The sequence below is a fragment of the Morganella sp. BCCO 40_0007 genome, from assembly GCF_032989665.1.
In the GTDB taxonomy this organism is placed as follows: Bacteria; Pseudomonadota; Gammaproteobacteria; order Enterobacterales; family Enterobacteriaceae; genus Morganella; species Morganella sibonii.
This window is the reverse complement of the sequence record NZ_JAVBIN010000007.1, coordinates 147,354-170,785: the sequence shown is the minus strand read 5'-3', so window position 1 is coordinate 170,785 and position 23,432 is coordinate 147,354. Positions and strand designations below refer to the sequence as shown.

The 23,432-nt window shown below is 49.2% G+C and carries 20 protein-coding genes and 1 tRNA gene; 11 read left to right on the top strand and 10 right to left on the bottom strand.

Translation table 11 applies throughout. The annotated features are described in order from the left end of the window. Positions 1–335: 335 nt before the first annotated feature. Complete coding sequence (gene gapA / locus R5268_RS10275) at positions 336–1,331, bottom strand: glyceraldehyde-3-phosphate dehydrogenase (RefSeq protein WP_052927560.1); 996 nt, start codon at positions 1,329–1,331, stop codon at positions 336–338. Positions 1,332–1,660: 329 nt separating this feature from the next. Between gapA and msrB the strand changes: the two genes are divergently transcribed. Further along, on the top strand, positions 1,661–2,074 hold the full coding sequence (gene msrB, locus R5268_RS10270; RefSeq protein WP_004235540.1) for a peptide-methionine (R)-S-oxide reductase MsrB: 414 nt from the start codon (positions 1,661–1,663) through the stop codon (positions 2,072–2,074). A 103-nt stretch (positions 2,075–2,177) separates the two neighbouring features. Further along, positions 2,178–2,453, top strand: coding sequence for a YeaC family protein (locus tag R5268_RS10265; protein WP_052927561.1), 276 nt, complete (start codon positions 2,178–2,180; stop codon positions 2,451–2,453). A gap of 42 nt (positions 2,454–2,495) precedes the next feature. On the opposite strand, the gene pncA is transcribed toward R5268_RS10265, so the two are convergent. The 3 genes from pncA to sppA all read right to left on the bottom strand — a co-directional run bounded on the left by pncA (position 2,496) and on the right by sppA (position 6,132). Then, a complete protein-coding gene (pncA, locus tag R5268_RS10260) occupies positions 2,496–3,134 on the bottom strand; it encodes a bifunctional nicotinamidase/pyrazinamidase (RefSeq protein WP_317419940.1) in 639 nt (212 codons plus the stop codon). Positions 3,135–3,144: 10 nt separating this feature from the next. After that, on the bottom strand, positions 3,145–4,164 hold the full coding sequence (gene ansA, locus R5268_RS10255; protein ID WP_046893480.1) for an asparaginase: 1,020 nt from the start codon (positions 4,162–4,164) through the stop codon (positions 3,145–3,147). 105 nt (positions 4,165–4,269) lie between these two features. Further along, entirely contained in the window at positions 4,270–6,132 is a 1,863-nt protein-coding gene (gene sppA / locus R5268_RS10250) for a signal peptide peptidase SppA (RefSeq protein WP_317419943.1), read from the bottom strand. A 162-nt stretch (positions 6,133–6,294) separates the two neighbouring features. On the opposite strand from sppA, the gene R5268_RS10245 reads away from it, so the two are divergent. The 3 genes from R5268_RS10245 to R5268_RS10235 are packed head-to-tail and all read left to right on the top strand — an operon-like array spanning position 6,295 to position 9,900. After that, on the top strand, positions 6,295–6,846 hold the full coding sequence (locus R5268_RS10245; protein WP_046893478.1) for an NAD(P)H nitroreductase: 552 nt from the start codon (positions 6,295–6,297) through the stop codon (positions 6,844–6,846). 28 nt (positions 6,847–6,874) lie between these two features. After that, positions 6,875–7,918: a selenide, water dikinase SelD gene (gene selD / locus R5268_RS10240; RefSeq protein ID WP_410795828.1), complete on the top strand. Its 1,044-nt coding sequence runs from the start codon at positions 6,875–6,877 to the stop codon at positions 7,916–7,918. A gap of 2 nt (positions 7,919–7,920) precedes the next feature. Then, a complete protein-coding gene (locus R5268_RS10235; protein ID WP_317419945.1) occupies positions 7,921–9,900 on the top strand; it encodes a DNA topoisomerase III in 1,980 nt (659 codons plus the stop codon). Between the two features lie 212 nt (positions 9,901–10,112). Here the strand turns inward: R5268_RS10235 and xthA are convergent, their stop codons facing one another. Further along, positions 10,113–10,922, bottom strand: a complete 810-nt coding sequence (gene xthA / locus R5268_RS10230) for an exodeoxyribonuclease III (protein ID WP_046893613.1) — start codon at positions 10,920–10,922, stop codon at positions 10,113–10,115. A 415-nt stretch (positions 10,923–11,337) separates the two neighbouring features. On the opposite strand from xthA, the gene R5268_RS10225 reads away from it, so the two are divergent. Next, positions 11,338–12,201, top strand: a complete 864-nt coding sequence (locus tag R5268_RS10225; protein ID WP_317419946.1) for a LysR family transcriptional regulator — start codon at positions 11,338–11,340, stop codon at positions 12,199–12,201. A 16-nt stretch (positions 12,202–12,217) separates the two neighbouring features. Here R5268_RS10225 and R5268_RS10220 read toward each other — a convergent pair. The 3 genes from R5268_RS10220 to R5268_RS10210 all read right to left on the bottom strand — a co-directional run bounded on the left by R5268_RS10220 (position 12,218) and on the right by R5268_RS10210 (position 13,851). Further along, positions 12,218–12,302, bottom strand: a tRNA-Tyr gene (locus tag R5268_RS10220). 158 nt (positions 12,303–12,460) lie between these two features. After that, positions 12,461–13,309, bottom strand: coding sequence for a formyltetrahydrofolate deformylase (gene purU, locus R5268_RS10215; RefSeq protein ID WP_046893474.1), 849 nt, complete (start codon positions 13,307–13,309; stop codon positions 12,461–12,463). Between the two features lie 65 nt (positions 13,310–13,374). After that, complete coding sequence (locus R5268_RS10210) at positions 13,375–13,851, bottom strand: YchJ family metal-binding protein (protein WP_046893473.1); 477 nt, start codon at positions 13,849–13,851, stop codon at positions 13,375–13,377. A gap of 168 nt (positions 13,852–14,019) precedes the next feature. Here R5268_RS10210 and rssB point away from each other — a divergent pair, with 168 nt between their 5' ends. The 4 genes from rssB to R5268_RS10190 all read left to right on the top strand — a co-directional run bounded on the left by rssB (position 14,020) and on the right by R5268_RS10190 (position 18,504). Further along, entirely contained in the window at positions 14,020–15,048 is a 1,029-nt protein-coding gene (rssB, locus tag R5268_RS10205; protein WP_107680249.1) for a two-component system response regulator RssB, read from the top strand. 162 nt (positions 15,049–15,210) lie between these two features. Then, the gene (galU, locus tag R5268_RS10200) at positions 15,211–16,116 is read left to right on the top strand and encodes a UTP--glucose-1-phosphate uridylyltransferase GalU (RefSeq protein WP_107680248.1); all 906 of its coding nucleotides are present in this window, start codon (positions 15,211–15,213) and stop codon (positions 16,114–16,116) included. Between the two features lie 22 nt (positions 16,117–16,138). Next, positions 16,139–17,482, top strand: a complete 1,344-nt coding sequence (locus R5268_RS10195) for a UDP-glucose dehydrogenase family protein (RefSeq protein ID WP_107680247.1) — start codon at positions 16,139–16,141, stop codon at positions 17,480–17,482. 8 nt (positions 17,483–17,490) lie between these two features. Continuing rightward, the gene (locus tag R5268_RS10190; protein WP_182105443.1) at positions 17,491–18,504 is read left to right on the top strand and encodes an NAD-dependent epimerase; all 1,014 of its coding nucleotides are present in this window, start codon (positions 17,491–17,493) and stop codon (positions 18,502–18,504) included. Between the two features lie 118 nt (positions 18,505–18,622). Here the strand turns inward: R5268_RS10190 and R5268_RS10185 are convergent, their stop codons facing one another. Then, positions 18,623–19,033, bottom strand: a complete 411-nt coding sequence (locus R5268_RS10185) for an H-NS family nucleoid-associated regulatory protein (protein ID WP_046893468.1) — start codon at positions 19,031–19,033, stop codon at positions 18,623–18,625. Positions 19,034–19,532: 499 nt separating this feature from the next. Here R5268_RS10185 and R5268_RS10180 point away from each other — a divergent pair, with 499 nt between their 5' ends. Then, positions 19,533–20,135, top strand: a complete 603-nt coding sequence (locus R5268_RS10180; protein ID WP_107680245.1) for a thymidine kinase — start codon at positions 19,533–19,535, stop codon at positions 20,133–20,135. Between the two features lie 350 nt (positions 20,136–20,485). Here R5268_RS10180 and adhE read toward each other — a convergent pair whose 3' ends face one another. Then, the gene (gene adhE, locus R5268_RS10175) at positions 20,486–23,146 is read right to left on the bottom strand and encodes a bifunctional acetaldehyde-CoA/alcohol dehydrogenase (RefSeq protein WP_182105445.1); all 2,661 of its coding nucleotides are present in this window, start codon (positions 23,144–23,146) and stop codon (positions 20,486–20,488) included. Positions 23,147–23,432: the final 286 nt, after the last annotated feature.

Below are 23,432 nucleotides of genomic sequence, written 5' to 3'. Positions count from 1 at the left end.
CACACACTTTGCGGATATTATGATCTTTCTGTGTATGACATCCGGTTGAGAATGTTTTGAAACTATTAATAACGGAAGCGAGGTTGTCTTTCAGATAGCTGAAAACAGGCTGATTCTGAGTACAGCTTCCTGCTCGTAATGGCTGATATTCCGGAGCATGGGATATTATTTTCACGGTTACTTTCCTGTTGATGGTAGTCACCGGAAAAATAATATGAAACAGGTAACGAAATGTATTTAAAGATATCACCATTTAAATCTGCATGATGCTGTCACGATGTACAAAATAAAAAATGGCCGCAATTGCGGCCATTTCAGAGAACATGAGTGCAGACTTATTTGGAGATGTGTGCAATCAGATCCAGAACTTTATGAGAGTAGCCGGTTTCGTTGTCATACCAGGAAACCAGTTTCACAAAGTTGTCGTTCAGTGCGATACCGGCTTTGGCATCGAACACAGAAGTCAGTACTTCGCCGTTGAAGTCAGTGGAAACCACGTCATCTTCGGTGTAACCCATCACGCCTTTCAGCTCGCCTGCTGCAGCTGCTTTGATTGCTTCGCAGATTTCAGCGTAGGTTGCTGATTTTTCCAGACGGACAGTCAGGTCAACAACAGAAACGTTAGGGGTAGGAACACGGAAAGACATACCGGTCAGTTTACCGTTCAGTGCAGGGATAACTTTGCCCACTGCTTTTGCTGCGCCGGTAGAAGACGGGATGATGTTCTGGGATGCGCCGCGGCCGCCGCGCCAGTCTTTGTGTGAAGGACCGTCAACGGTTTTCTGAGTGGCGGTGGTGGCGTGAACAGTAGTCATCAGACCTTCAACGATACCGAACTTGTCGTTGATGACTTTTGCCAGTGGTGCCAGGCAGTTAGTGGTACAGGATGCGTTAGAAACGATTTCCTGGCCCGCGTAATCTTTGTGGTTAACACCCATAACAAACATCGGGGTTGCATCTTTGGAAGGGCCGGTCAGAACAACTTTCTTCGCGCCTGCCTGGATGTGTTTACGTGCAGTTTCGTCAGTCAGGAACAGACCGGTTGCTTCAGCAACAATATCAACACCGGCTTCGTTCCACTTCAGGTTTGCAGGGTCACGCTCGGCGGTAACGCGGATAGTTTTACCATTAACAACCAGATGGCCATCTTTCACTTCAACGGTTCCGTTAAAACGGCCGTGAGTTGAGTCGTACTTCAGCATGTATGCCATGTAATCTGCATCGAGCAGGTCGTTGATTGCAACGATTTCGATATCTGAACGCTCTTGTGCAGCACGGAATACGATACGGCCGATACGACCAAAACCATTAATACCTACTTTGATAGTCATAGTATTACCACCAGCTATTTGTTAGTGAATTAAAGTTGCTACTAAAGTTACCAAAACCTTGCCAGCCGTCAAGCGGAATCGTGTCAATTAATGTCATTTAACATTTGTTCTGCTCAACAAATCGCCACTTTCAGTAAATTTGTCGCCGCTATTATCGGGAGTTACCGGAATAAAGACAGCGTGTATGGGGCATAAATGTGAAGAATGTCACAAATAAGTGGTGTCAATGCTGACATGACAAGTTTAGAATAACATCCGGTCATTTGATGTTAATTTTTTGTTATTCTGTATTCTGACTGACCCTGCACAATAATGATAAGGATTCAGCTATGTCCGGGACTGATAAAAAGCGGGATACACCCGCTGAGCTGACAGAGATTCAGCGCTATGTCACACAGGAAGCGGGAACTGAGCACCCGTTTACCGGCCGCCTGCTCTATAATGAGAAACAGGGGGTATATCGTTGTATTTGTTGTGGTTCTCCGCTTTTTTATTCGGATACCAAGTTTGATGCCGGTTGCGGCTGGCCGAGTTTTTATGAACCGGTCAGCAAAAGTGCAGTCCGGTATATTGACGATACCTCACATGGCATGCATCGTATTGAGACCCGTTGCGGTCATTGTGATGCTCATCTGGGGCATGTTTTTCCTGACGGGCCGGCCCCGACAGGGCAGCGTTATTGTATTAATTCAGCATCCCTGAGTTTTGAAGATGAAAAAACAAAAGCGATAACAAACGGTTAGTTTGGTTATATTGAAATTTAACATTTGTATAACGACAGAAAAAACGATTCAGCTTCTGATGTGATAAAAACGTAAAATCAGACGCTTTCGGGGAAGGAAGAGTATGGAAATTGATGATTTATTGTCTGCCATGACGCCGGACGTATACGGACGCCTGGTGACAGCGGTTGAACTGGGTAAATGGGCGGACGGTGTACCACTGACGGAATCCCAGAAAAACAGTAGTCTGCAACTGGTGATGTTATGGCAGTCCCGGCATAATGCTGACCCTGCACATATGACGGTCGGTACTGACGGGGAGATCAGTCTGAAAAGCAAACAGGAACTGAAAGCGCTGTTTACCGACACGCACCTTGCCACACTGAAGCCGCAGGACTGAGAATAAAACGGGACAGTGCTTGCTGTCCCGTCATGACGATCGCTATTCTTTTTCGCCGCAGAACTGAGCCGCTGTCTGCAAAACCGCTCCGGCGTTTTCCATCTCTGTCAGTGCCGTGAGGCTGTCTTCTGCCTGTAAATTAACGCCCCGGCATCCGTCCGTAATCACGGTGACGGCAAAACCTTCCGCCAGTGCATCCAGCACCGTAAATTTCACACAGTAATCTGTGGCGATCCCCAGCACCGCGAGATGCGTGATGTGCTGTTCTGCCAGCAGTGGCAGCAGGGCGGTCGGCTCCCGGTGGTCGTTATCATAAAACGCGCTGTAGCTGTCCACCGCCGGGTTTTCACCTTTATAAATAATATGGGTGATGGCATGTTTATTCAGGTCAGGATGAAAATCAGCTCCCGCCGTGTTCTGCACACAATGTACCGGCCACCAGACCTGCGGCAGTCCGTTCAGTTCACCGCATTCACCAATTACTGTCCCGGAATTGACCGCGAAGCTGAGATGGTTTGCCGGGTGCCAGTCCTGACTGGCGATCACCGGGATACCCTGCTGCTGACAGCGGGTTATCATCCGGTTTGCTGTGCGGATCACGGTATCACTGTCGCGGACAGCCAGACTGCCGCCCTGACAAAAATCATTCTGGATATCCACCAGAAGCAGTGCCGGTTTCATTGCAGACTCCTCAGTTATCGTTATAGCTCAGCTCACCGCGCAGATCCTGCTGCATCAGGATGCGGATCTCGTCGCTGGTGTAATCCTGACTGAGCAGATAATGCAGTTTGGTCAGCGCCGCTTCGAACGTCATATCAAAACCGCTGATCACACCGGCTTCCGCCAGGGCATGACCGGTGGCATAACCGCCCATATTGACACGGCCGGAAATACACTGTGTCAGGTTGATCACAATGATACCCCGTTCGGTGGCCTCCCGCAGGGCAGTGAGCAGTTTCGGATGCTGTGGGGCGTTACCGACGCCGTAAGAGCGGATAATCAGTGCTTTGACCGGCTGCTGCAGAATGTTATTAACCACATCGACTGACAGCCCCGGATACACCGTTACCACGCCGATAGGCTGCGGAGTGATGTTATGCAGTGTGAACGGTGCGGTGTTCTGCGGCAGCGGGTGGGTGTTGAGATTACGGATATTAATCCCTGCTTCCATCAGCGGCGGGTAGTTCGGGGAAGTAAAGGCCGCAAAACCGTCAGCATGTGCTTTGACGGTACGGTTACCCCGGTATAACCGGTTATTAAAAAATAATCCCACTTCATTAACCGGATAATTAGCCGCCAGATAAAGGGCATTAAGCAGATTGATCTGACCATCGGAGCGCAGCGCTTCAAGCGGGATTTGTGACCCTGTAACAATGACCGGCTTGGTCAGATTCTCAAACATAAAGGAGAGTGCGGAGGCGGTAAACGCCATGGTATCCGTACCATGCAGGATAACGAAACCATCATAACGGTCATACTGGGCTTTGATATCATCCGCGATACACTGCCAGTCATCCGGCGTCATATCGGACGAGTCAATCAGCGGCTGGTGTTCGGTAATGGTAAAATCCGGCATCTCCGGACGGAAAAATTCCGGCATTTTGGCTACCTGGCGCTGAAGGTGGCCGGATACAGGGATATAGCCCTGCGCCGAGTGCTGCATACCGATAGTCCCGCCGGTATAGACCACATAAATGGATTTCTTTTGCATGTTACTGCTCTTAACGATGAGTACAGGGAAGGAAATTATAGGGGCTTCAGAAATAAAAAAAAGCCTGTTCGTCACGAACAGGCTTCTGAGAGTAAAGAATAAAACTTATTGAATATTGGTGCAATTTAAGCAGAACGCATAACGGTACTGCGGATCAGTCAGCATTTTCATAAAGGATGCCTGCTGTGTCAGCTGTGCACCGACCGGAGCCGGGATCAGTCCCTGAAGGGAAGACGGCAGGGTGACTTTCACATTCCCGGCGGTTTCCGCAAGCAGTTTGTCGATAAAGGTCATTTCCGGCTGCATCCAGTTGAGAACCGGCTGCTCAACAGAGGCCAGCTCTGCCGCTTTGGCGACAGCGTCGTCAAAATCGCCGAGTTTATCAACCAGACCGTTAGCTTTGGCATCCGTACCGACCCAAACACGACCCTGGGCAATTTTATCCACCTCTTCCGGTGTTTTATGGCGTGATTTGGCAACGAGATTAATAAAATTACTGTACCCGTTTTCGATATAAAGCTGCATCAGCTCTGAGAATTCCGGTGTCAGCGCTTTGGTTACGCTGGTATCTGCCAGCGGCGAAGTGGAAACGCCGTCGGTATGTACACCGATTTCACTCAGGGTGTTTTCAAACGTGGTGACCACACCGAAGATACCGATGGAGCCGGTAATGGTACTCGGGGACGCAATAATGTAGTTCGCCGGGGTTGAAATCCAGTACCCGCCGGAAGCGGCCAGTCCGCCCATGGAAACCACCACGGATTTACCGCTCTGTTTCAGTGCCGCGACTTCCGCACGGATCTGATCGGATGCGGTGACACTGCCGCCCGGGCTGTTCACCCGCAATACCAGCGCTTTTATTTCCGGGTCCAGACGGGCTTCACGGATTTGTGCGGCGATGGTATCACCACCGGCCATTCCCGGTGCATCCGGGCCGTCAACGATGGCGCCCTGAACCACGATCACGGCGATATTGCCGGTGGTTTTACCCTGTGGTACGCCGATATTCATGTTTTTGGCATATTCGGCAAACGGAATGGCATTGATGGTGTTGTTTTGTTTATCCCAGCCGAATGCTTTGGTCATTTCTGCCTCAAACACGTTAGCCGGCATAATCTCATCAACCAGTTTTTGTGTGACAGCATAACCGGCATTATCGCCTTTCGCGGTTTTCATCAGTGCCAGCATCTGCTGTGCGCCCGGGAAAATCGTATCCTTAGCGGTTTTGCGGTTTTCCGCAAGGGTGGTGAGATAATTATCCCACAGCACGCTGATAAAACGCTGTGTGGATTCACGGGCTTCCGGCGACATATCGTTACGCATCATCGGCTCAACCGCTGATTTATAAGTGCCGACGCGGAAGATATGTGTTTTCACCTTCAGCATTTCCAGCAATTCGTTATAATACAGCGTATTGGTGGCAAAGCCGTAGATACCGATGCTGCCCTGCGGCGGCATGTATATCTTGTCTGCATAAGAGGCCAGATAATATTGAGATTGGTTATAGTTGCCGCTGACGGCGTAAACCCGCTTACCCTGTTTGCGGAATTCAGTAATGGCTTTGCCGATATACTGAAGTGACGGCTGATCAGCACCGACGAAATCATCCAGTTTCAGGATCATTCCGGTGATGTCCGGGTCGGTGGCGGCGGTACGGATAGTTTCAACCACATCAAACAGGGAGTTTTCCTGTAACTGACCGGAAGAGGCCCCGAGCAGCTGAAGTGAAAGGCTTTCCAGCGGACTGTTACGGGTCAGCTGATCGACGACAACGCCGGAGAGATTTACATATAATGCACCGGGTTCACGGCTGACCTGAGCATCCTGCTCAGTCAGCAGTGCATAGGTTCCGGCGGCAAGCAGCAGTATAATGATAAAAAGGACATTGGCGGCAAGCTGACGCACAAAATTCAGTATTCGCCAGCTCCATTTAAATATTCCGGCAATGATAGTCCATAAAGTATGCATGACGGCTCCAAAGACAAAGATGTCCTGCTATCGTAAAGAGGATGTGCGGATTTGTCAGCCTGAAAACGACACATTGCGGAAAATATAAGCAGTTAAGCAATCTATCCTTAAAAATAGTGAAAAAAGTGGTAGCTTATTAGCGACTCAAAAAGGGGAAAACCGATGGATGCACTGACATTATTACTCAACCGCCGTTCTGCTTCCCGCCTGACAACACCTGCACCTGAAGGCGAAGCATTAAAAAATATTCTCAATGCCGGGATGCGTGCGCCGGATCATGGCGCGTTACAGCCCTGGCATTTTATCGTGATGCAGGGTGACGGCATCACCAAATTCAGTCAGTTGCTCGAAAATGCGGCAAAAACAGCCGGGCTCGGGCCGGAAGTCGAAGAAAAAGCCCGCAACGCGCCATTACGTGCGCCGCTGATTATCACGGTTATCGCGAAAGTGAAGCCGGAACATAAAGTTCCCGGATGGGAGCAGGTTGTGGCGGCGGGCTGTTCGGTTCATGCGATGCAGATGGCTGCTGTGGCTCAGGGCTTCGGCGGGATCTGGCGTACCGGTGCGTGGACAAAAGATCCGGTGGTCCGGGAAGGCCTGGGATGTGAGGAGCACGATAAAATTGTCGGCTTTCTGTATCTCGGTACTCCGGCACTGAAAGCGCCTGCCAAAGTGGCAGCACCGGATCTGACACCGTTTGTCACGTATTTCTGAGCGGACTGACGCTAACAAGGAGACTATCATGTCAGAAGCGGTGCGTTTAACGCAATACAGTCACGGCGCGGGTTGCGGCTGTAAAATTTCCCCGAAAGTGCTCGATACCATCCTGCACAGTGAGCAGGCCAAATTTATCGATCCGAATCTGCTGGTCGGTAATGAGTCCCGTGATGATGCGGCGGTGTATGATATCGGTAACGGGACCGGCATTATCAGTACCACCGATTTCTTTATGCCGATTGTGGATGACCCGTATGATTTCGGACGTATCGCAGCCACCAACGCCATCAGTGATATTTATGCTATGGGCGGCAAGCCGATTATGGCGATTGCGATCCTCGGCTGGCCGATCGCCAAACTGGCTCCTGAAATCGCACAGCAGGTAATTGAGGGCGGACGTGCGGTCTGCCGCGATGCCGGTATTTCACTGGCGGGCGGTCACTCTATTGATGCCCCTGAGCCGATTTTCGGTCTGGCCGTCACCGGTATCGTCCCGACAGATAAAATCAAACAAAATAACCGCGCAAAAGCCGGTTGCCAGCTGCTGCTGACCAAACCTCTGGGTATCGGCATTCTGACCACGGCGGAAAAACAGAGCAAACTGCGGCCTGAACATAAAAATCTGGCGCGTGACACTATGTGTCAGCTCAACAAACCCGGCGCAGATTTCTCTGAAATTGACGGTGTAAAAGCGATGACCGACGTGACCGGGTTCGGTCTGCTCGGCCACCTGAGTGAAATTTGCCAGGGTTCCGGGTTACAGGCCATCATTCACACCGATTCTGTTCCGGTGCTGCCGGGGGTCTATGACTATATCGCACAGGGCTGCTGCCCGGGCGGTACACAGCGTAACTTTGACAGCTACGGCCACCTTATCGGCGAAATGACCGATGTACAACGCAAACTGCTGTGTGATCCGCAGACATCCGGCGGCCTGCTGCTGGCGGTCGACCCGGCGGCGCGTGAGGAAGTGGAGGCGGTTGCCCGCAAATACGGCCTGACATTAAGCCCGGTCGGTGAACTGACTGAGCCGGACCCGTCCCGTGCACTGATTGAAGTCACCGCATAAACATGCGTTTGTTTATTGCCGAAAAGCCCAGCCTCGCCCGTGCGATTGCGGATGTATTACCCAAACCGCACCAGCGGGGGGACGGCTTTATCCGCTGCGGTCAGAATGACTGCGTGACCTGGTGTGTCGGCCACCTGCTGGAACAGGCAGAGCCGGATGCTTATGATCCGCGTTACGCCCGCTGGAACCTGGCTGACCTGCCGATTATCCCGCAAAAATGGATCCTCAGACCCCGCGACTCAGTAGCGAAACAGCTGCGCACTATCGGTACGCTGCTCAGTTCCGCAACCGAAGTTATCCACGCCGGAGACCCCGATCGCGAAGGGCAACTGCTGGTGGATGAGGTTCTGGATTTCCTGGAGTTACCGCCGGAAAAACGACAGCAGGTACAACGTTGTCTGGTCAATGATCTTAACCCGCAGGCGGTAACACGGGCGGTGGATAAAATGCGTTCCAACCGTGATTTTATCCCGCTGTGTGTTTCGGCACTGGCGCGATCCCGGGCCGACTGGCTCTACGGTATCAATATGACGCGCGCCTACACCATTCTCGGCCGCAATGCCGGGTATAACGGTGTGCTCTCGGTCGGCCGTGTGCAGACCCCGGTACTCGGGCTGGTGGTGCGTCGTGACGAAGAAATTGAAAACTTTGTGCCGCGGGATTTCTTTGAGGTACGGGCACATATTGTCACCCCGGCAGATGAGCGCTTTACGGCGATGTGGGTGCCGAGCGATGCCTGTCAGGACTATCAGGATGAAGAAGGGCGTCTGACCCACCGGCCGCTGGCGGAACATGTGGTCAGCCGTATTACCGGCAAGCCGGCGTATGTGACGGATTTTCAGGATAAAACCGAAAATGAGGTCGCGCCGCTGCCGTTTTCATTATCCGCCTTACAGATTGAGGCCGCCAAACGCTACGGGCTGAGTGCCCAGGCGGTGCTGGATGTCTGCCAGCGTTTGTATGAAACCCACAAACTGATTACCTATCCCCGTTCGGACAGCCGCCATCTGCCGGAAGAGCATTTTGCCGGGCGTCACAGTGTGCTTAACGCCATTTCTGTACATACCCCGCATCTGCTGCCGCAGGATAACCTTGATGATTCGTTGCGTAACCGCTGCTGGGACGATAAAAAGGTAGATGCGCACCACGCCATCATTCCGACGGCAAAATCGGTCTCCGTGTCACTCAGTGAGAATGAAGCCAATATCTACGAGCTGATTGCGCGTCAGTATCTGATGCAGTTTATGCCGGATGCGCAATACCGCAAATGTGTGATTGAACTGGATATCGCTAACGGTAAATTTGTGGCAAAAGCACGTTTCCTTTCTCAGGCGGGCTGGCGGACCATGCTGGGCGCCAAAGAGCGTGACGAGGAAAACGAAGGAACTCCGCTGCCGGTGCTGACCAAAGGGGACGAGCTCCTGTGTGAACGCGGTGAAGTGGTTGAACGCCAGACTCAGCCGCCGAGGCCGTTTACGGATGCCACGCTGCTATCCGCCATGACCGGGATTGCCCGGTTTGTGAAAGATAAATCCCTGAAAAAAGTGCTGCGTGAAACAGATGGCCTGGGAACAGAAGCGACCCGGGCCGGGATTATTGAACTGCTGTTCCGCCGTGAATTTCTGTACAAAAAAGGGCGGAATATTCACTCATCACCGGCGGGACGGGCGCTGATTCATGTTTTGCCGGAAATGGCGACATTGCCGGATATGACCGCACACTGGGAATCCACACTGACGCAAATCAGTGAAAAACAGTACCGTTATCAGGATTTTATGGTGCCGTTATCCGAAACGCTGACCGGACTGATAAACCAGGCCAGACAGAACCGGAATGTCCGCGCTTTCCGTGATTTACCGCCGCCGCCACAGGCAAAAAAAGCGGGGGCAAAAAAAGCGGGGGCAAAAGGAAAGGGGAAAACGGCCGCGAAGGGTAAAGGAAAGACCGGCGGGAAAAAAGCGCCGCCACAGGAAGAAGAATAAAAATGTCCCGCCTTGGCGGGACATTTGAGATTGCCGACAAAGCAGGATAAAACGTGGTTTTTCCTGCTTTGTGTTATCAGCCGAAAGTGTTATCAGCCGAAAATCAATAAATTGATTTTCCTGGTTTATTTTTACAAACTCTGCCGGTCGTCGCCACCCCCTGCGGGTTTGTCAACGGCCTGAAATGTCCCGCATTGGCGGGACATTTTGTATCAGCGGGTTAAATCAAACTCCGCCCAGATTGGCGCGTGATCAGACGGTTTTTCCATACCGCGGATTTCATAATCAATACCTGTGGCGGTACAACGCGGCGCCAGCCCGGAACTTGCCAGAATCAGGTCAATCCGCAGACCCCGGTTGTCATCAAAGCCGCGTGAACGGTAGTCAAACCATGAAAAACGGTCATCTGCATCCGGATACATGGCGCGATAGGTGTCAGTCAGCCCCCAGCCGAGCAGGCGATCCATCCACTCCCGCTCTTCCGGCAGGAAAGAACATTTACCGGTCTTCAGCCAGCGTTTGCGGTTAGCATCACCAATTCCGATATCAATATCCTGCGGGCTGATATTCATATCGCCCATAATAACAATCGGGTCCTGATTTGAACGCCCGGACAGATAGTCCTGCAAATCCTGATAGAATTTGGTTTTCGCTGGGAATTTCAGCGGATGGTCACGGCTTTCTCCCTGGGGGAAATAACCGTTAATCACTGTCAGTACCCCGGCCGGGGTATCAATATCCGCCATAATCAGACGGCGCTGGGCATCTTCATCATCCCCGGCAAAGCCTTTGCGTACGGCAACAGGCTCTGCTTTGGTCAGCAGGGCGACACCGTAATGGGATTTCTGGCCGTGATAAAAAATGTGGTAACCGAGATGTTTCAGGTCATCGAGCGGGAACATATCGTCATGAACTTTGGTTTCCTGGAGGCCGATAACATCAGGCTGATGCTGTGCGATAATCGCTTCCAGCTGGTGAGGCCGGGCTCTTAACCCGTTAATGTTAAAAGAGACAAACTTCATAGAATTCCAACCGGTTGATGAGTTAACAACAAAAGAGTAACAGATTGCAGAAAAAAAGTAACCCGTCAGAAGAATAATAAAAACCGGTATGCCCGGCAGGAATTAATATATCTTAATTTTTAATTGACAAAATAAACAGCATTAATAATGATTATTCTTGCTTCAGCAAAGTGAAATGAAAAGGGGGTAATAAAAATCAGAAGGAAGGTTTTTGTATTTATGTATTAATCTTTAAAATGAAATTTAATAAAACAGAATAATAAAAATATAATGTTGTATTATTATTGTTGTATGAGTTTTAACGAAAATCGTATTTTAACTCTTTGTTTAAGAAAAAAACACCAGAAATAAAGTCGTTACATATCAATAAGTAATTATTTAACTGATTATTTACTACAGCACAGGAATCGACATTATGTTTTTTTCAAGGAAGTTAGAGGCCTTTATGGCTGTTGTTGAATACGGCTCGCTCAGCAAAGCAGCAAAAGTGATGAACAGGACAACACCGCCGGTGGCGAAATCGATCAAGGATTTTGAAATTTCATTGGGTAAACGTCTATTTAAACGTGAAAAATTCGGTATGAGTCTGACGCGTGAAGGTATGGAGCTGTACAATGACCTTAAAGACCTCTATATGCAGGAAAAAGAGATCACTAAAAAACATATCAGCGGAACGATATGCAATAAGATGAATATATTTTATGACTGGGGTAAAAGTAAATATATTGGTGCGTTATACAGTGCTGCATTTAAAGCCGGTATACAAATTAATATATTCCGTTTCCATTATGATTGTATTGATGAAATAAATGATTTCGAGGGGAATACACTGATACTTTCTTCAGAGCCGGTTATCAGTGAACGTTTTGCGCTGCTGCGTCATTTACCGCAGGGGCAGATCGGAATTTGCTGCCGCCGTTCGCTGTTTCAGGACTGCGATAATAATTTGCAAACATTATTATCCTGCTGTGTCTGGTTATGTGAGCCGTTGTTATATGAAAGCCCGCTGCTGAAAATAATGCTGCAGCAGCATGATGAGCAAAGCAAACATGAACATGTACATCTGATTGATAATGTGAACAGTTATCTGCATCTGCTGATTGACGGAGACTATCTCTGCTTTATCGATGAGCAGCCGAAAACACTGCCGTACAGTGACGAACTCATTTTCCTGCCGTTGTCGCAGATCGAAGCGGAAAACCATTGTTATCTGTACAAATCGAAGTCACATGCAAGTGTGCTGAATAAGGTTATGGATTGTATCGAGAATATGAAATAACAGGAGAGAAGAGAGATGGTGGTGGGAGAAGGATTCGAACCTTCGAAGTCTGTGACGGCAGATTTACAGTCTGCTCCCTTTGGCCGCTTGGGTATCCCACCAATAATCAAATTGTCTGTCCGTTCAGCTGTTGCCTTGGGACGGGCTGCATAATAGCAAATATGCGGGCGCTGTAAAGTAAAAAAAGAGAAAAAATGAATGGCCGTTGTTTTTTTGCCCGAAGTGCACGTTATGCGTGCAACTTCAGGCAATTAAGCCGTTATAAAATCACAGTACGGTTACCGTAAACGAATACACGTTGTGTCAGTACACGGCCCAGGGCATGGCTGAGTACGTTTTTTTCGACATCACGGCCGGCCATTACCATGTCATCGGCACTGTAGGTGTGATCGACATTAATCACGCTCTGATGAATGATCGGACCTTCGTCGAGGTTATCATTCACATAGTGTGCCGTGGCACCGATAATCTTCACGCCGCGCTCATAAGCCTGATGATAAGGCCGTGCGCCGATAAATGCCGGCAGGAAGGAGTGGTGGATGTTGATAATCTGGTTCGGGTAGTGCTGAACAAACGCCGGGGTCAGCACACGCATGTATTTTGCCAGCACCACGTAATCCGGCTGATACTGATCGATCTGCTGAATGATCTGCATATCATGCTGCTCACGGGTTAACCCGTCGTGGCTGATATGATGGAACGGAATACCAAACTGAGTGACCAGGTGAGATAACACATCGTGATTGCCGATAACTGCCGCGATTTCGACATCCAGGCCGCCGTAGGCGCTTTTCATCAGGATATCACCGAGGCAGTGTGCCTCTTTGGTCACCATAATAACAATACGGCGGCGTCCGGCAGTGGTTAACTCGCGGGTGGAGCCTTTCGGCAGAGCATCATCAAGGTCGGCCAGCAGGGTTTCATCGTTAAAAATCCCTTCCAGCTCGGTACGCATAAAAAAGCGCCCGGTGCGGTGATCAACGAATTCATTGTTCTGGACAATATTCAGCTGATGCTTGTAACAAATATTGGTGATCTTGGCGATAAGACCTTTTGCGTCAGGGCAAATGGTTCGCAGAATCTTTCTCTGACTCGTCTGGTGTTGCATGGAAGGTGTGGATCCTTAATAACTGATGTCGGTGATGTTTGTTTACAGGAGGTGCCTGTCCGGTATCAGGCACAACATTTTTTGTATTTTTTTCCGGAGCCGCAGGGGCAGGGATCATTACGGCCGGTCTGAGGTTTAACACCGTCGAGGTACATCCAGCAGCCGTCAGTCAGGCGAAAACGGGACCGTTCGTGAATGAATTGTTTATCTTCGGACTTTTTATCAATAAAGCAAGCACAAAATTCAACGAAAGCCTCGTCCGGTGCGGTGCCGGGCTGAAAATCAATAACATTCAGCCCCAGCCATTCCGTTTCACCGAACCCGGCGATCAGTTCTGCCCGTAACGCTTCCGCCCGCTCCGGCGGATACCATGTCCGGATCAGGTGATCGGCATTATGTGTGACAAATGCACTGTAACGTGAACGCATCAGCGCACGCGCATCAGGGGCACTGAGTGCACCGGAAAGATAAGGCTGACAACACTGTGCGAATGTATCGCCGCTGCCGCACGGACAGGGGGCGCTATCTGTAAAATGAGACATAATTATCAAATAATGTGTTCAGGGTAAATAATCGTAAGGAACAGGGTTCTGATGCTACCGGAAATACAGATCACACGCTATCCTTAATCACAGGAGCAGTGCGGGAGCAACGTTATCACCGGTGTTCCGGGTAATCTGTAGTGTGTGGCCGGGTGAGAAGAGGATGCGATGAAACAAGCACTGGACGGAAAACGATTGTTAGTCATCGATGACGACCCGGTATTTAATATGGCGTTGTCATCTTATTTGCGCCTTCTCGGTGCCACTGTACTCTCCGCCGGTGACGGTGCCCGTGCATGGGCGTGTATAGAAGAGGGATTTCAGCCGGAGCTGATTTTCTGCGATCTGAATATGCCGGTGATGACCGGTGCGGAATTTATCGCACGTTTACAATCGGAATTACCGGCGGTTCCGGTGATTGTTATTTCCGCGACACAAAAGATGTCCGATATCGATGAAGTGCTGCGCCTGGGGGCAAAGGATGTTTTGTTAAAGCCGCTGAGCAGGCTGGAAGAAGTGAAAAAAATGTGTCTGTCGCATTTGTACCCGTCATTTTTCTCACCGGGCGTGCTGGAAAACAATGATCTGTCCGGGATCTGGGCTCAGTTACAACATAATGTGGATGATGTTTTGCGTTTATTAAAACAGCTGAATCCGCCGCCGAGCCAGGTGCTGGCAAATTATCAGATCCGTTACGCGCAATTATCCGATACCTGCCGGGCCGGGCTGGTATTTGACGTGGCCGAATTTTCGGATAATGAAGTGGCGTTTTATTGCCTTGATATCAGTCAGAATACCGGCAACGGTCCGCTGATGGCGATGTTAATCCGCGTGATTTTTAACGATCTGCTTAAACGTTATATTCATAATCACCACCGGAGATTACCGAGTATGACCGCTATCCTGAATAAGCTGAACCGCTTATTGCAGGAGGCCGGTATTCCGGGACAACTGCCGCTGCTGCTGGGGTATTATCACACCCGGCGTAAGTCGGTGTTATTATCCAGCGCCGGTATCAGTGCGGAATTACGCTCTGATAATCATGTGATCCGTATTAACAGGGGGATTCCGCTGGGTACACTCTCTTCCGTTTATTCCAGTCAGATAAGCGAATTCAGCCGTCATCTGCAATGCCGGATCTGGAACAGCAGCAGCCAGATTAAATTAAGCCTGACGCCCGGACCACATCAGGGATAATTGCCGGGCTTTATCAACCCGTTCAGATATTAAACATCTCTTAACACTAAACCGCATTTACACGGAACAGAGTATTTATCCCTGAAAATTAGCTGGTATACTCAGTCTCATTATTTTTTATAAATCGCGTATTTATTCTGTTTATGCGCATGAGGATGATGTATGTCAGTGCAGAAAAATAAGGTACACAAGGCTGTGATCCCGGTTGCAGGATTAGGAACACGTATGCTTCCGGCCACAAAAGCGATTCCGAAAGAAATGCTGCCGCTGGTGGATAAACCGCTTATCCAGTATGTGGTTAATGAGTGTATCGCGGCAGGGATCACCGAAATTATTTTAGTGACCCACTCATCAAAAAACTCCATTGAAAACCATTTCGATACCAGTTTTGAACTGGAAGCCATCCTGGAAAAACGCGTTAAACGTCAGTTGCTGGAAGAAGTTCAGTCAATCTGCCCGCGTCATGTCACTATCATGCAGACCCGCCAGGGCATCGCCAAAGGGCTCGGTCACGCGGTGTTATGTGCGAAACCAATGATTGGTGATGAGCCGTTTGCGGTGGTATTACCGGATGTCATCATTGATGAACACAGCACTGACCTGACAAAATTCAACCTCAGAGAAATGATTGCACGTTATGAAGAGCACGGTGCAAGCCAGGTCATGGTCGATCCTGTTCCGCAGGAAATGGTGTCAAACTATGGCGTGGTGGATTGTCACGGTGAAAGCCTGGCTGCCGGCGAAAGCAAACCGATGTTTGCGGTGGTGGAAAAACCGGAACCGGCCAAAGCACCGTCAAATATGTCTATCGTCGGCCGCTATGTGCTGTCTCAGGATATCTGGCCGCTGCTGGGGAAAACCGCACCGGGTGCCGGTGATGAGATCCAGCTGACGGATGCGATCGCGATGCTGATTGAAAAAAATCCGGTGGAAGCATACCGCCTGGTAGGCCGCAGCCATGACTGTGGTGACAAAATGGGTTATATGAAAGCCTTTGTCGAATACAGCATGCGTCATAAGCACCTGGGCCGTGAATTCTCAGACTGGCTGAAAACATTACAGAATTAATAATTGTTGCAATAGGTGAACTATGAAAGTAACCGTATTTGGAATCGGGTATGTCGGCCTGGTGCAGGCGACAGTACTGGCGGAAGTCGGCCATGATGTGATGTGTGTCGACGTTGATGCAAAAAAAGTGGAAAACCTGAAAAACGGTGTTATCCCGATTTTTGAACCGGGCCTGGCGCCGCTGGTGAAGAAAAACTATGAAGAAGGCCGTTTAAGCTTTACCACCGACGCGGAAAAGGGTGTGGCTCACGGTACACTGCAATTTATTGCGGTCGGCACACCGCCTGACGAAGACGGCTCAGCCGATCTGCAATACGTGACCGCCGTTGCCCGTACCATCGCGCAGCATATGCAGGACTACAAAGTGGTTATCGACAAATCCACTGTACCTGTCGGTACCGCAGACAAAGTCAATGCCACCATCAAAGCCGCGCTGGCGGAACGTGGTGCGGATATTGCCTATGACGTGGTGTCCAATCCGGAATTCCTGAAGGAAGGGGCGGCAGTTGCTGACTGTATGCGTCCTGAGCGTATTGTTATCGGTTGTGATAATGAGCGTGTTGTCGATATTATCCGTGAACTGTATGAGCCGTTTAACCGCAACCATGACCGGATGATCGTCATGGATATCCGCAGTGCGGAGCTGACCAAATACGCGGCAAACTGCATGCTGGCCACGAAAATCAGCTTTATGAATGAAATCTCCAACCTGGCGGAAATGCTGGGTGCGGATATTGAGAATGTGCGGCAGGGTATCGGTTCTGATTCCCGCATCGGTTATCACTTTATTTATCCGGGCTGCGGCTACGGCGGTTCCTGCTTCCCGAAAGATGTACAGGCTCTGATCCGTACAGCAGAGCATATCGGCTTTACGCCGCGCATTCTGCGTGCGGTGGAAGAAGTGAACGAACAGCAGAAATACAAACTGCCGTCCTTTATCAAACGTCATTTCGGTGAAAACCTGAAGGGTAAAACCTTTGCGGTATGGGGACTTTCCTTTAAACCGAATACAGATGATATGCGTGAAGCATCCAGCCGTATCCTGTTACAGGAATTATGGGCAGCCGGAGCCAAAATTCAGGCATATGACCCGGAAGCCATGCAGGAAGCACAGCGTATTTTCGGGCAGCGTGATGACCTGGCACTGATGGGGACGAAAGAAGCGGCACTGCACAATGCGGATGCACTGGTTATCTGCACGGAATGGCAGAGTTTCCGCGCGCCGGACTTTGACGTTATCAAAGCAGGCCTGAAAACGCCGGTTATTTTTGACGGACGCAACCTTTATGACCCGGAACGTTTAGAAAATCGCGGCTTTATCTATTATGGTATAGGTCGTGGTGCTTCCATTAATCCGGTAATTTGAGTCTGAATATGAAAATACTTGTAACCGGTGCGGCCGGTTTTATTGGTTATCATGTCTCGCAGCGCCTGCTTGAGCAGGGGCACGAGGTTGTCGGTGCCGATAACCTGAATGACTATTATGATGTTAATCTCAAGCAGGCCCGCCTTGATCTGTTATTACCGCATCCGCAATTTCAGTTTTTTAAAATGGATTTGTCGGAGAAAGCGGCCGTCAGTGAACTGTTTGCCGCGCAAAAATTTGAACGGGTGATCCACCTTGCGGCACAGCCGGGTGTTCGTTACTCGATTCAGAATCCGATGGCGTATATTGATGCGAATATTCTGGGGCATATGAATATCCTGGAAGGATGCCGTCATAATAACGTCGGGCATCTGATTTATTCCTCCTCAAGTTCGGTATACGGACTGAACCGTAAGCAGCCGTTCTCTGTTGAGGATGATGTGGATCATCCGGTTTCGTTGTATGCGGCGACGAAAAAAGCCAATGAACTGATGTCTCACAGTTATTCGCATCTTTATCAGTTACCGACAACCGGTTTGCGCTTCTTTACGGTATACGGCCCGTGGGGCCGCCCGGATATGGCGTTATTTAAGTTTGTTAAAGCCATGCTGGACGGAAAACCGATCGATGTTTATAACCACGGTAATATGGTGCGCGATTTCACCTATGTTGGTGACATCGCGGAAGCGGTGGTGCGTCTGGTGAATGTGATTCCGGCAGCTGACAGTGACTGGACGGTGGAAGAGGGGCTGAAATCAGCCAGTTCCGCACCGTACAAGATCTATAATGTCGGTAACGGACAGCCGACCAGGCTGGGTGATTTTATTCAGGCGATTGAAACCGCACTGGATATTAAAGCCAATAAACATTATATGGATATGCAGGATGGTGATGTGTTATCCACCTGTGCGGATTCCGGCGAGCTGTATAACACGATTGGTTTCTCACCGGATACACCGGTTAATTACGGTGTACAGCAGTTTGTTGACTGGTATATGTCGTTTTATCACGGTAAAAAGTAAATAACAGCAACGGTTATAAGTATAGAAAAGGAGGCGAAAGCCTCCTTTTTTCTGTCCGGCTGATCGGCGGATATAAAAAAAGCCCTTCAGGGAAGGGCTTTTTGTCAGGTGTAATCGCTTACTTGATTAAGAAATCGTTCAGAGATTTACCTTCGTTATCGATAGCCTGCTTGATCACAGCTGGTGTACGACCCTGGCCGGTCCAGGTTTTGCTTTCACCGTTTTCATCGATATATTCATATTTGGCCGGGCGCTGAGCACGCTTGGATTTGCGTGTTGCTTTGCCTGTACCCATAGACTGAATTAATTCTTCCGGATTGATATTCTGCTTTTCAAGCAGTTGACGGAACTCTTCTAATTTACGGGTGCGCTCTTCTTCTTTAGCCTGAGCCTGAGATTCTTCCAGACGACGTTCTTCTACAACAGAAGTCAGTTTTTCCAGAATTTCTTCTAAAACTTCTAAGCTGGATTCTCTCGCCTGAGCGCGAAGAGTACGGATATTATTAAATGGCTTCAAAGATTCACTCATAATCCTGGTCTCAAATTAAATGTTGGCTGATGTATAGTTAATAATAGATTGCTATTTAAAAATCTGCAATAGCAAATTTCGGAGTAAGGTTAAAACACATTTTTTTTAAAAGCAATTATTTCTGAGGAATAATAAGGGTGTTTTTGGGTTTTCGTTTAAATTTGATAAGGGGACGGGGTGAAAATGCGTTGATGTTCAGCATCTTCATAAAAATTGTTCATAAATGAGGGAGGGAATACAAATTATATTTAACCTTGTCTTATGTAAAGAAACGTTATTCTTCGGCCCCGGTATAATGAAAAACAGGATGAAGCGAAGGGTTGCTGATAACAACAGTGAATATCCGTCATGTAACCATGCCTTGCGTGAATTTACAGTTGCAATGAATTCAGGATATTGAGCATGCGATCCGGGCATGTGTGAAATACAGATTGCGCTGTTTTTAACACTAATGTGTTAGTATTGTCGCAGATCTTGATTGTGTAAGGGGAGAGAGCCGGTGGCTCAGCTTTATTTTTATTACTCCGCAATGAACGCGGGAAAATCGACTGCATTACTGCAGTCATCCTATAACTATAACGAACGCGGTATGCGCACGCTGATATTTACCGCAGAGATAGACGACCGCTACGAACAGCGCAGAGTCACCTCACGTATCGGCCTGAGCGCGGATGCACGGGTATTTGGTACTGATACTGATGTCAGCACGGTTATTATCCGTGAACATCAGCAGACACCCGTACACTGCGTATTAATCGATGAATGCCAGTTTCTGACCAAAGCACAGGTGGAACAGCTGTGTTATATCGTCGATGACATTGATATTCCTGTTCTGTGCTACGGATTACGCACAGACTTTAAAGGTGAATTATTCAGCGGAAGCCATTATTTATTGGCGTGGGCGGATAAATTAGTTGAATTAAAAACAATTTGTTATTGCGGGCGGAAAGCCAGCCGGGTTTTACGTTATGACGGACAGGGCAGAGTCATGGCGGACGGCGCACAAATAGACATCGGTGGTAATGAAAAATATGTATCGGTCTGCCGCAAGCATTACAATGAAGCGATACGTGAAGTAAAAGCAGCAGAATATCGGTCATAAAACAGGGAAGTCTCTCTGTTATACAAAAAAGTGCCGGACGTCATTGTCCGGTTTTTTTATATCCGTTGCGGATTGCCGGGGATATCAAAAAACAGCGGAAGCAGTTTGTGCAGGAAAGTGATTAGGCGGTATTTGAGTCAGCAGGGATAAAATCGTGGTAAATAGCGGCGGTAGCTGCATCAGTTTCGTGACCGGTATTAAGTTAAATATTAAAGACCGGCGACAGCGGGAAACATGATCAAAAGTGAAGAGCAGTTAATACAGAGACAATTATTTAATTATTATTATGGGATAAATATAAAAAAGCCCTCCGGAGAGGGCTTTACGGTTATTATTTACCGGATTGATGACTATTTCTTAGCATTTCGTTTGGCAACCGGTTTAGGCGCCGCAACAGGAACGGATTCGTCATAGGTACGGCCGTAATACGTATCCAGCATAATTTGTTTTAATTCAGCAATCAGCGGATAACGCGGGTTCGCACCGGTACACTGGTCATCAAAGGCATCTTCTGACAGTTTATCCAGCTTCGCCAGGAACTCGGCTTCCGGCACCCCGGCTTCACGGATAGATTTAGGAATACCCAGAGACGCTTTGATTTCATCCAGCCAGATCAGCAGTTTTTCAATTTTCTGCGCAGTACGGTCACCGGCAGCACTCAGTTGCAGGTGATCTGCAATTTCCGCGTAGCGGCGGCGTGCCTGCGGACGGTCATACTGACTGAATGCAGTCTGTTTGGTCGGGTTATCTGTGGCGTTATAACGAATGACGTTACAGATAAGCAGGGCGTTAGCCAGACCGTGCGGAATATGGAACTCTGAACCCAGTTTATGGGCCATGGAGTGACAGACACCGAGGAAGGCGTTGGCAAACGCGATACCGGCGATAGTTGCGGCATTATGCACACGCTCACGGGCAACCGGGTTTTTCGCGCCTTCGTGATAGCTGGCCGGTAAGAACTCTTTCAGCAGTTTGAGAGCCTGTAATGCCTGGCCGTCAGAGAACTCGTTTGCCAGTACCGATACATACGCTTCCAGCGCATGGGTGACCGCATCCAGTCCGCCGAAGGCGGTAAGGGATTTCGGCATGTTCATCACCAGGTTGGCATCAACAATAGCCATATCCGGCGTCAGGGCGTAGTCTGCCAGCGGGTATTTCTGGCCGGTGGTATCGTCAGTCACGACGGCAAACGGGGTGACTTCCGAACCGGTACCGGAGGTGGTGGTGATCGCGACCATTTTCGCTTTCACACCCATTTTCGGGAATTTATAGATACGTTTACGGATATCCATAAAGCGCAGAGCCAGTTCCTCAAAGTGAGTTTCCGGATGTTCATACATCACCCACATGATTTTGGCCGCATCCATCGGGGAACCGCCGCCGAGGGCAATAATCACGTCCGGTTTGAAGCTGTTCATCTGCTCCGCACCTTTGCGGACGACAGAAAGTGTCGGATCAGCTTCCACTTCAAAGAAAATTTCCACTTCCATGCCGTAGGATTTCAGCACACGGGTGACTTCATCCACGTAGCCGTTATTGAACAGGTAGCCGTCAGTTACGATAAATGCACGTTTTGCACCGTCACCGGCGATCTCTTCCAGGGCAACCGGCAGAGAACCGCGGCGGAAATAGATAGATTTCGGAAGTTTATGCCACAACATATTTTCAGCTCGTTTTGCCACGGTTTTGGTGTTGATCAGGTGTTTCGGCCCGACGTTTTCGGAAATGGAGTTACCACCCCAGGAACCGCAGCCCAGTGTCAGTGACGGAGACAGTTTGAAGTTATACAGATCGCCGATCCCGCCTTGTGACGCAGGGGTATTGATAAGAATACGTGCGGTTTTCATCTTCTCGCCGAAGAATTTAACGCGTTCAGGCTGGTTGTCCTGATCGGTATATAAGCAGGAGGTGTGGCCGATTCCGCCCATTTCCACCAGTTTTTCCGCCTTGACCACCGCATCTTCAAAATCTTTGCCGCGGTACATTGCCAGCAGCGGAGAGAGTTTTTCGTGAGCAAACGGCTCTGATTCATCCACTACGGAAACAGCACCGATCAGAATTTTGGTCCAGGAAGGGACTTCAATACCGGCCATTTCAGCAATTTTCACCGCAGACTGACCGACAATTTTCGCATTCAGCCCGCCGTTGAGCAGAATGATGTCCTGAACGGCTTTCAGTTCTTTGCCTTTCAGAATATAGCCGCCGTGGGTTTCAAAACGTTCTTTGACCTGCTCATAGACATCATCGACAACAATAACGGATTGCTCAGAGGCACAAATCACGCCGTTATCGAATGTTTTGGACATCAGAATAGAGGCGACCGCACGTTTGATATCAGCCGTTTCATCGATCACCACAGGGGTATTACCCGCACCGACACCGATAGCCGGTTTACCGGAACTGTAGGCGGCTTTCACCATACCCGGCCCGCCGGTGGCGAGGATCAGGTTAGTATCCGGGTGGTGCATTAAGGCATTGGATAATTCAACAGACGGCTCGTCAATCCAGCCGATAATATCTTTCGGGGCACCGGCGGCAACAGCGGCGTTGAGGACAATCTCTGCGGCTCTGTTAGTGGCTTTTTTGGCACGCGGATGCGGGGAAAAAATGATCCCGTTACGGGTTTTCAGGCTGATCAGTGCTTTAAAGATAGCAGTGGAGGTCGGGTTGGTGGTCGGGACGATACCGCAGATAATACCGATAGGCTCTGCGATAGTGATGGTGCCGAAAGTCGGGTCTTCCGATAAGATGCCGCAGGTTTTTTCATCGCGGTAGGCGTTATAGATGTATTCAGAAGCAAAATGGTTTTTAATCACTTTATCTTCAATAATCCCCATACCGGATTCTTCAACCGCCAGTTTTGCCAGCGGGATACGGGCATCGGCAGCAGCGAGTGCCGCGGCCCGGAAAATGGCATCCACCTGTTCCTGGGAGAAACCGGCAAACTCGCGCTGAGCTTTCTTCACGCGGGCAACTAATTCATTGAGTTCGGTAACGTTCGTTACGGCCATACAGATCACTCCTGATAAATTGTTAAACTTTTTAAGCAAATCAGCGGATTGATACGATTTGATTATAGCGGTGATATCTTCCGGTAACTAAATCGATTTTGCCGGTAACATAATGCAGATATGCCCGCTGATTTGCTTAAAAAGCCCGTCAGGTCTTTCTGTCACATTATAGTTGAATCGATTCAACTATAATGAAAGCAGCTTAACATTCGGGAAAAATATTAAAGTGATCCAAATCACAAATATATCAAGCTGACACCATTCAGCATGAGTCAAAACAGGAACA

What these genes read in the sequence shown, in the direction of transcription:
- gapA (WP_052927560.1), bottom strand. Translation starts at nt 1,331, where the DNA reads ATGACTATCAAAGTAGGTATTAATGGTTTTGGTCGTATCGGCCGTATC.
- msrB (WP_004235540.1), top strand. Translation starts at nt 1,661, where the DNA reads ATGTCCGGGACTGATAAAAAGCGGGATACACCCGCTGAGCTGACAGAG.
- R5268_RS10265 (WP_052927561.1), top strand. Translation starts at nt 2,178, where the DNA reads ATGGAAATTGATGATTTATTGTCTGCCATGACGCCGGACGTATACGGA.
- pncA (WP_317419940.1), bottom strand. Translation starts at nt 3,134, where the DNA reads ATGAAACCGGCACTGCTTCTGGTGGATATCCAGAATGATTTTTGTCAG.
- ansA (WP_046893480.1), bottom strand. Translation starts at nt 4,164, where the DNA reads ATGCAAAAGAAATCCATTTATGTGGTCTATACCGGCGGGACTATCGGT.
- sppA (WP_317419943.1), bottom strand. Translation starts at nt 6,132, where the DNA reads ATGCATACTTTATGGACTATCATTGCCGGAATATTTAAATGGAGCTGG.
- R5268_RS10245 (WP_046893478.1), top strand. Translation starts at nt 6,295, where the DNA reads ATGGATGCACTGACATTATTACTCAACCGCCGTTCTGCTTCCCGCCTG.
- selD (WP_410795828.1), top strand. Translation starts at nt 6,875, where the DNA reads ATGTCAGAAGCGGTGCGTTTAACGCAATACAGTCACGGCGCGGGTTGC.
- R5268_RS10235 (WP_317419945.1), top strand. Translation starts at nt 7,921, where the DNA reads ATGCGTTTGTTTATTGCCGAAAAGCCCAGCCTCGCCCGTGCGATTGCG.
- xthA (WP_046893613.1), bottom strand. Translation starts at nt 10,922, where the DNA reads ATGAAGTTTGTCTCTTTTAACATTAACGGGTTAAGAGCCCGGCCTCAC.
- R5268_RS10225 (WP_317419946.1), top strand. Translation starts at nt 11,338, where the DNA reads ATGTTTTTTTCAAGGAAGTTAGAGGCCTTTATGGCTGTTGTTGAATAC.
- purU (WP_046893474.1), bottom strand. Translation starts at nt 13,309, where the DNA reads ATGCAACACCAGACGAGTCAGAGAAAGATTCTGCGAACCATTTGCCCT.
- R5268_RS10210 (WP_046893473.1), bottom strand. Translation starts at nt 13,851, where the DNA reads ATGTCTCATTTTACAGATAGCGCCCCCTGTCCGTGCGGCAGCGGCGAT.
- rssB (WP_107680249.1), top strand. Translation starts at nt 14,020, where the DNA reads ATGAAACAAGCACTGGACGGAAAACGATTGTTAGTCATCGATGACGAC.
- galU (WP_107680248.1), top strand. Translation starts at nt 15,211, where the DNA reads ATGTCAGTGCAGAAAAATAAGGTACACAAGGCTGTGATCCCGGTTGCA.
- R5268_RS10195 (WP_107680247.1), top strand. Translation starts at nt 16,139, where the DNA reads ATGAAAGTAACCGTATTTGGAATCGGGTATGTCGGCCTGGTGCAGGCG.
- R5268_RS10190 (WP_182105443.1), top strand. Translation starts at nt 17,491, where the DNA reads ATGAAAATACTTGTAACCGGTGCGGCCGGTTTTATTGGTTATCATGTC.
- R5268_RS10185 (WP_046893468.1), bottom strand. Translation starts at nt 19,033, where the DNA reads ATGAGTGAATCTTTGAAGCCATTTAATAATATCCGTACTCTTCGCGCT.
- adhE (WP_182105445.1), bottom strand. Translation starts at nt 23,146, where the DNA reads ATGGCCGTAACGAACGTTACCGAACTCAATGAATTAGTTGCCCGCGTG.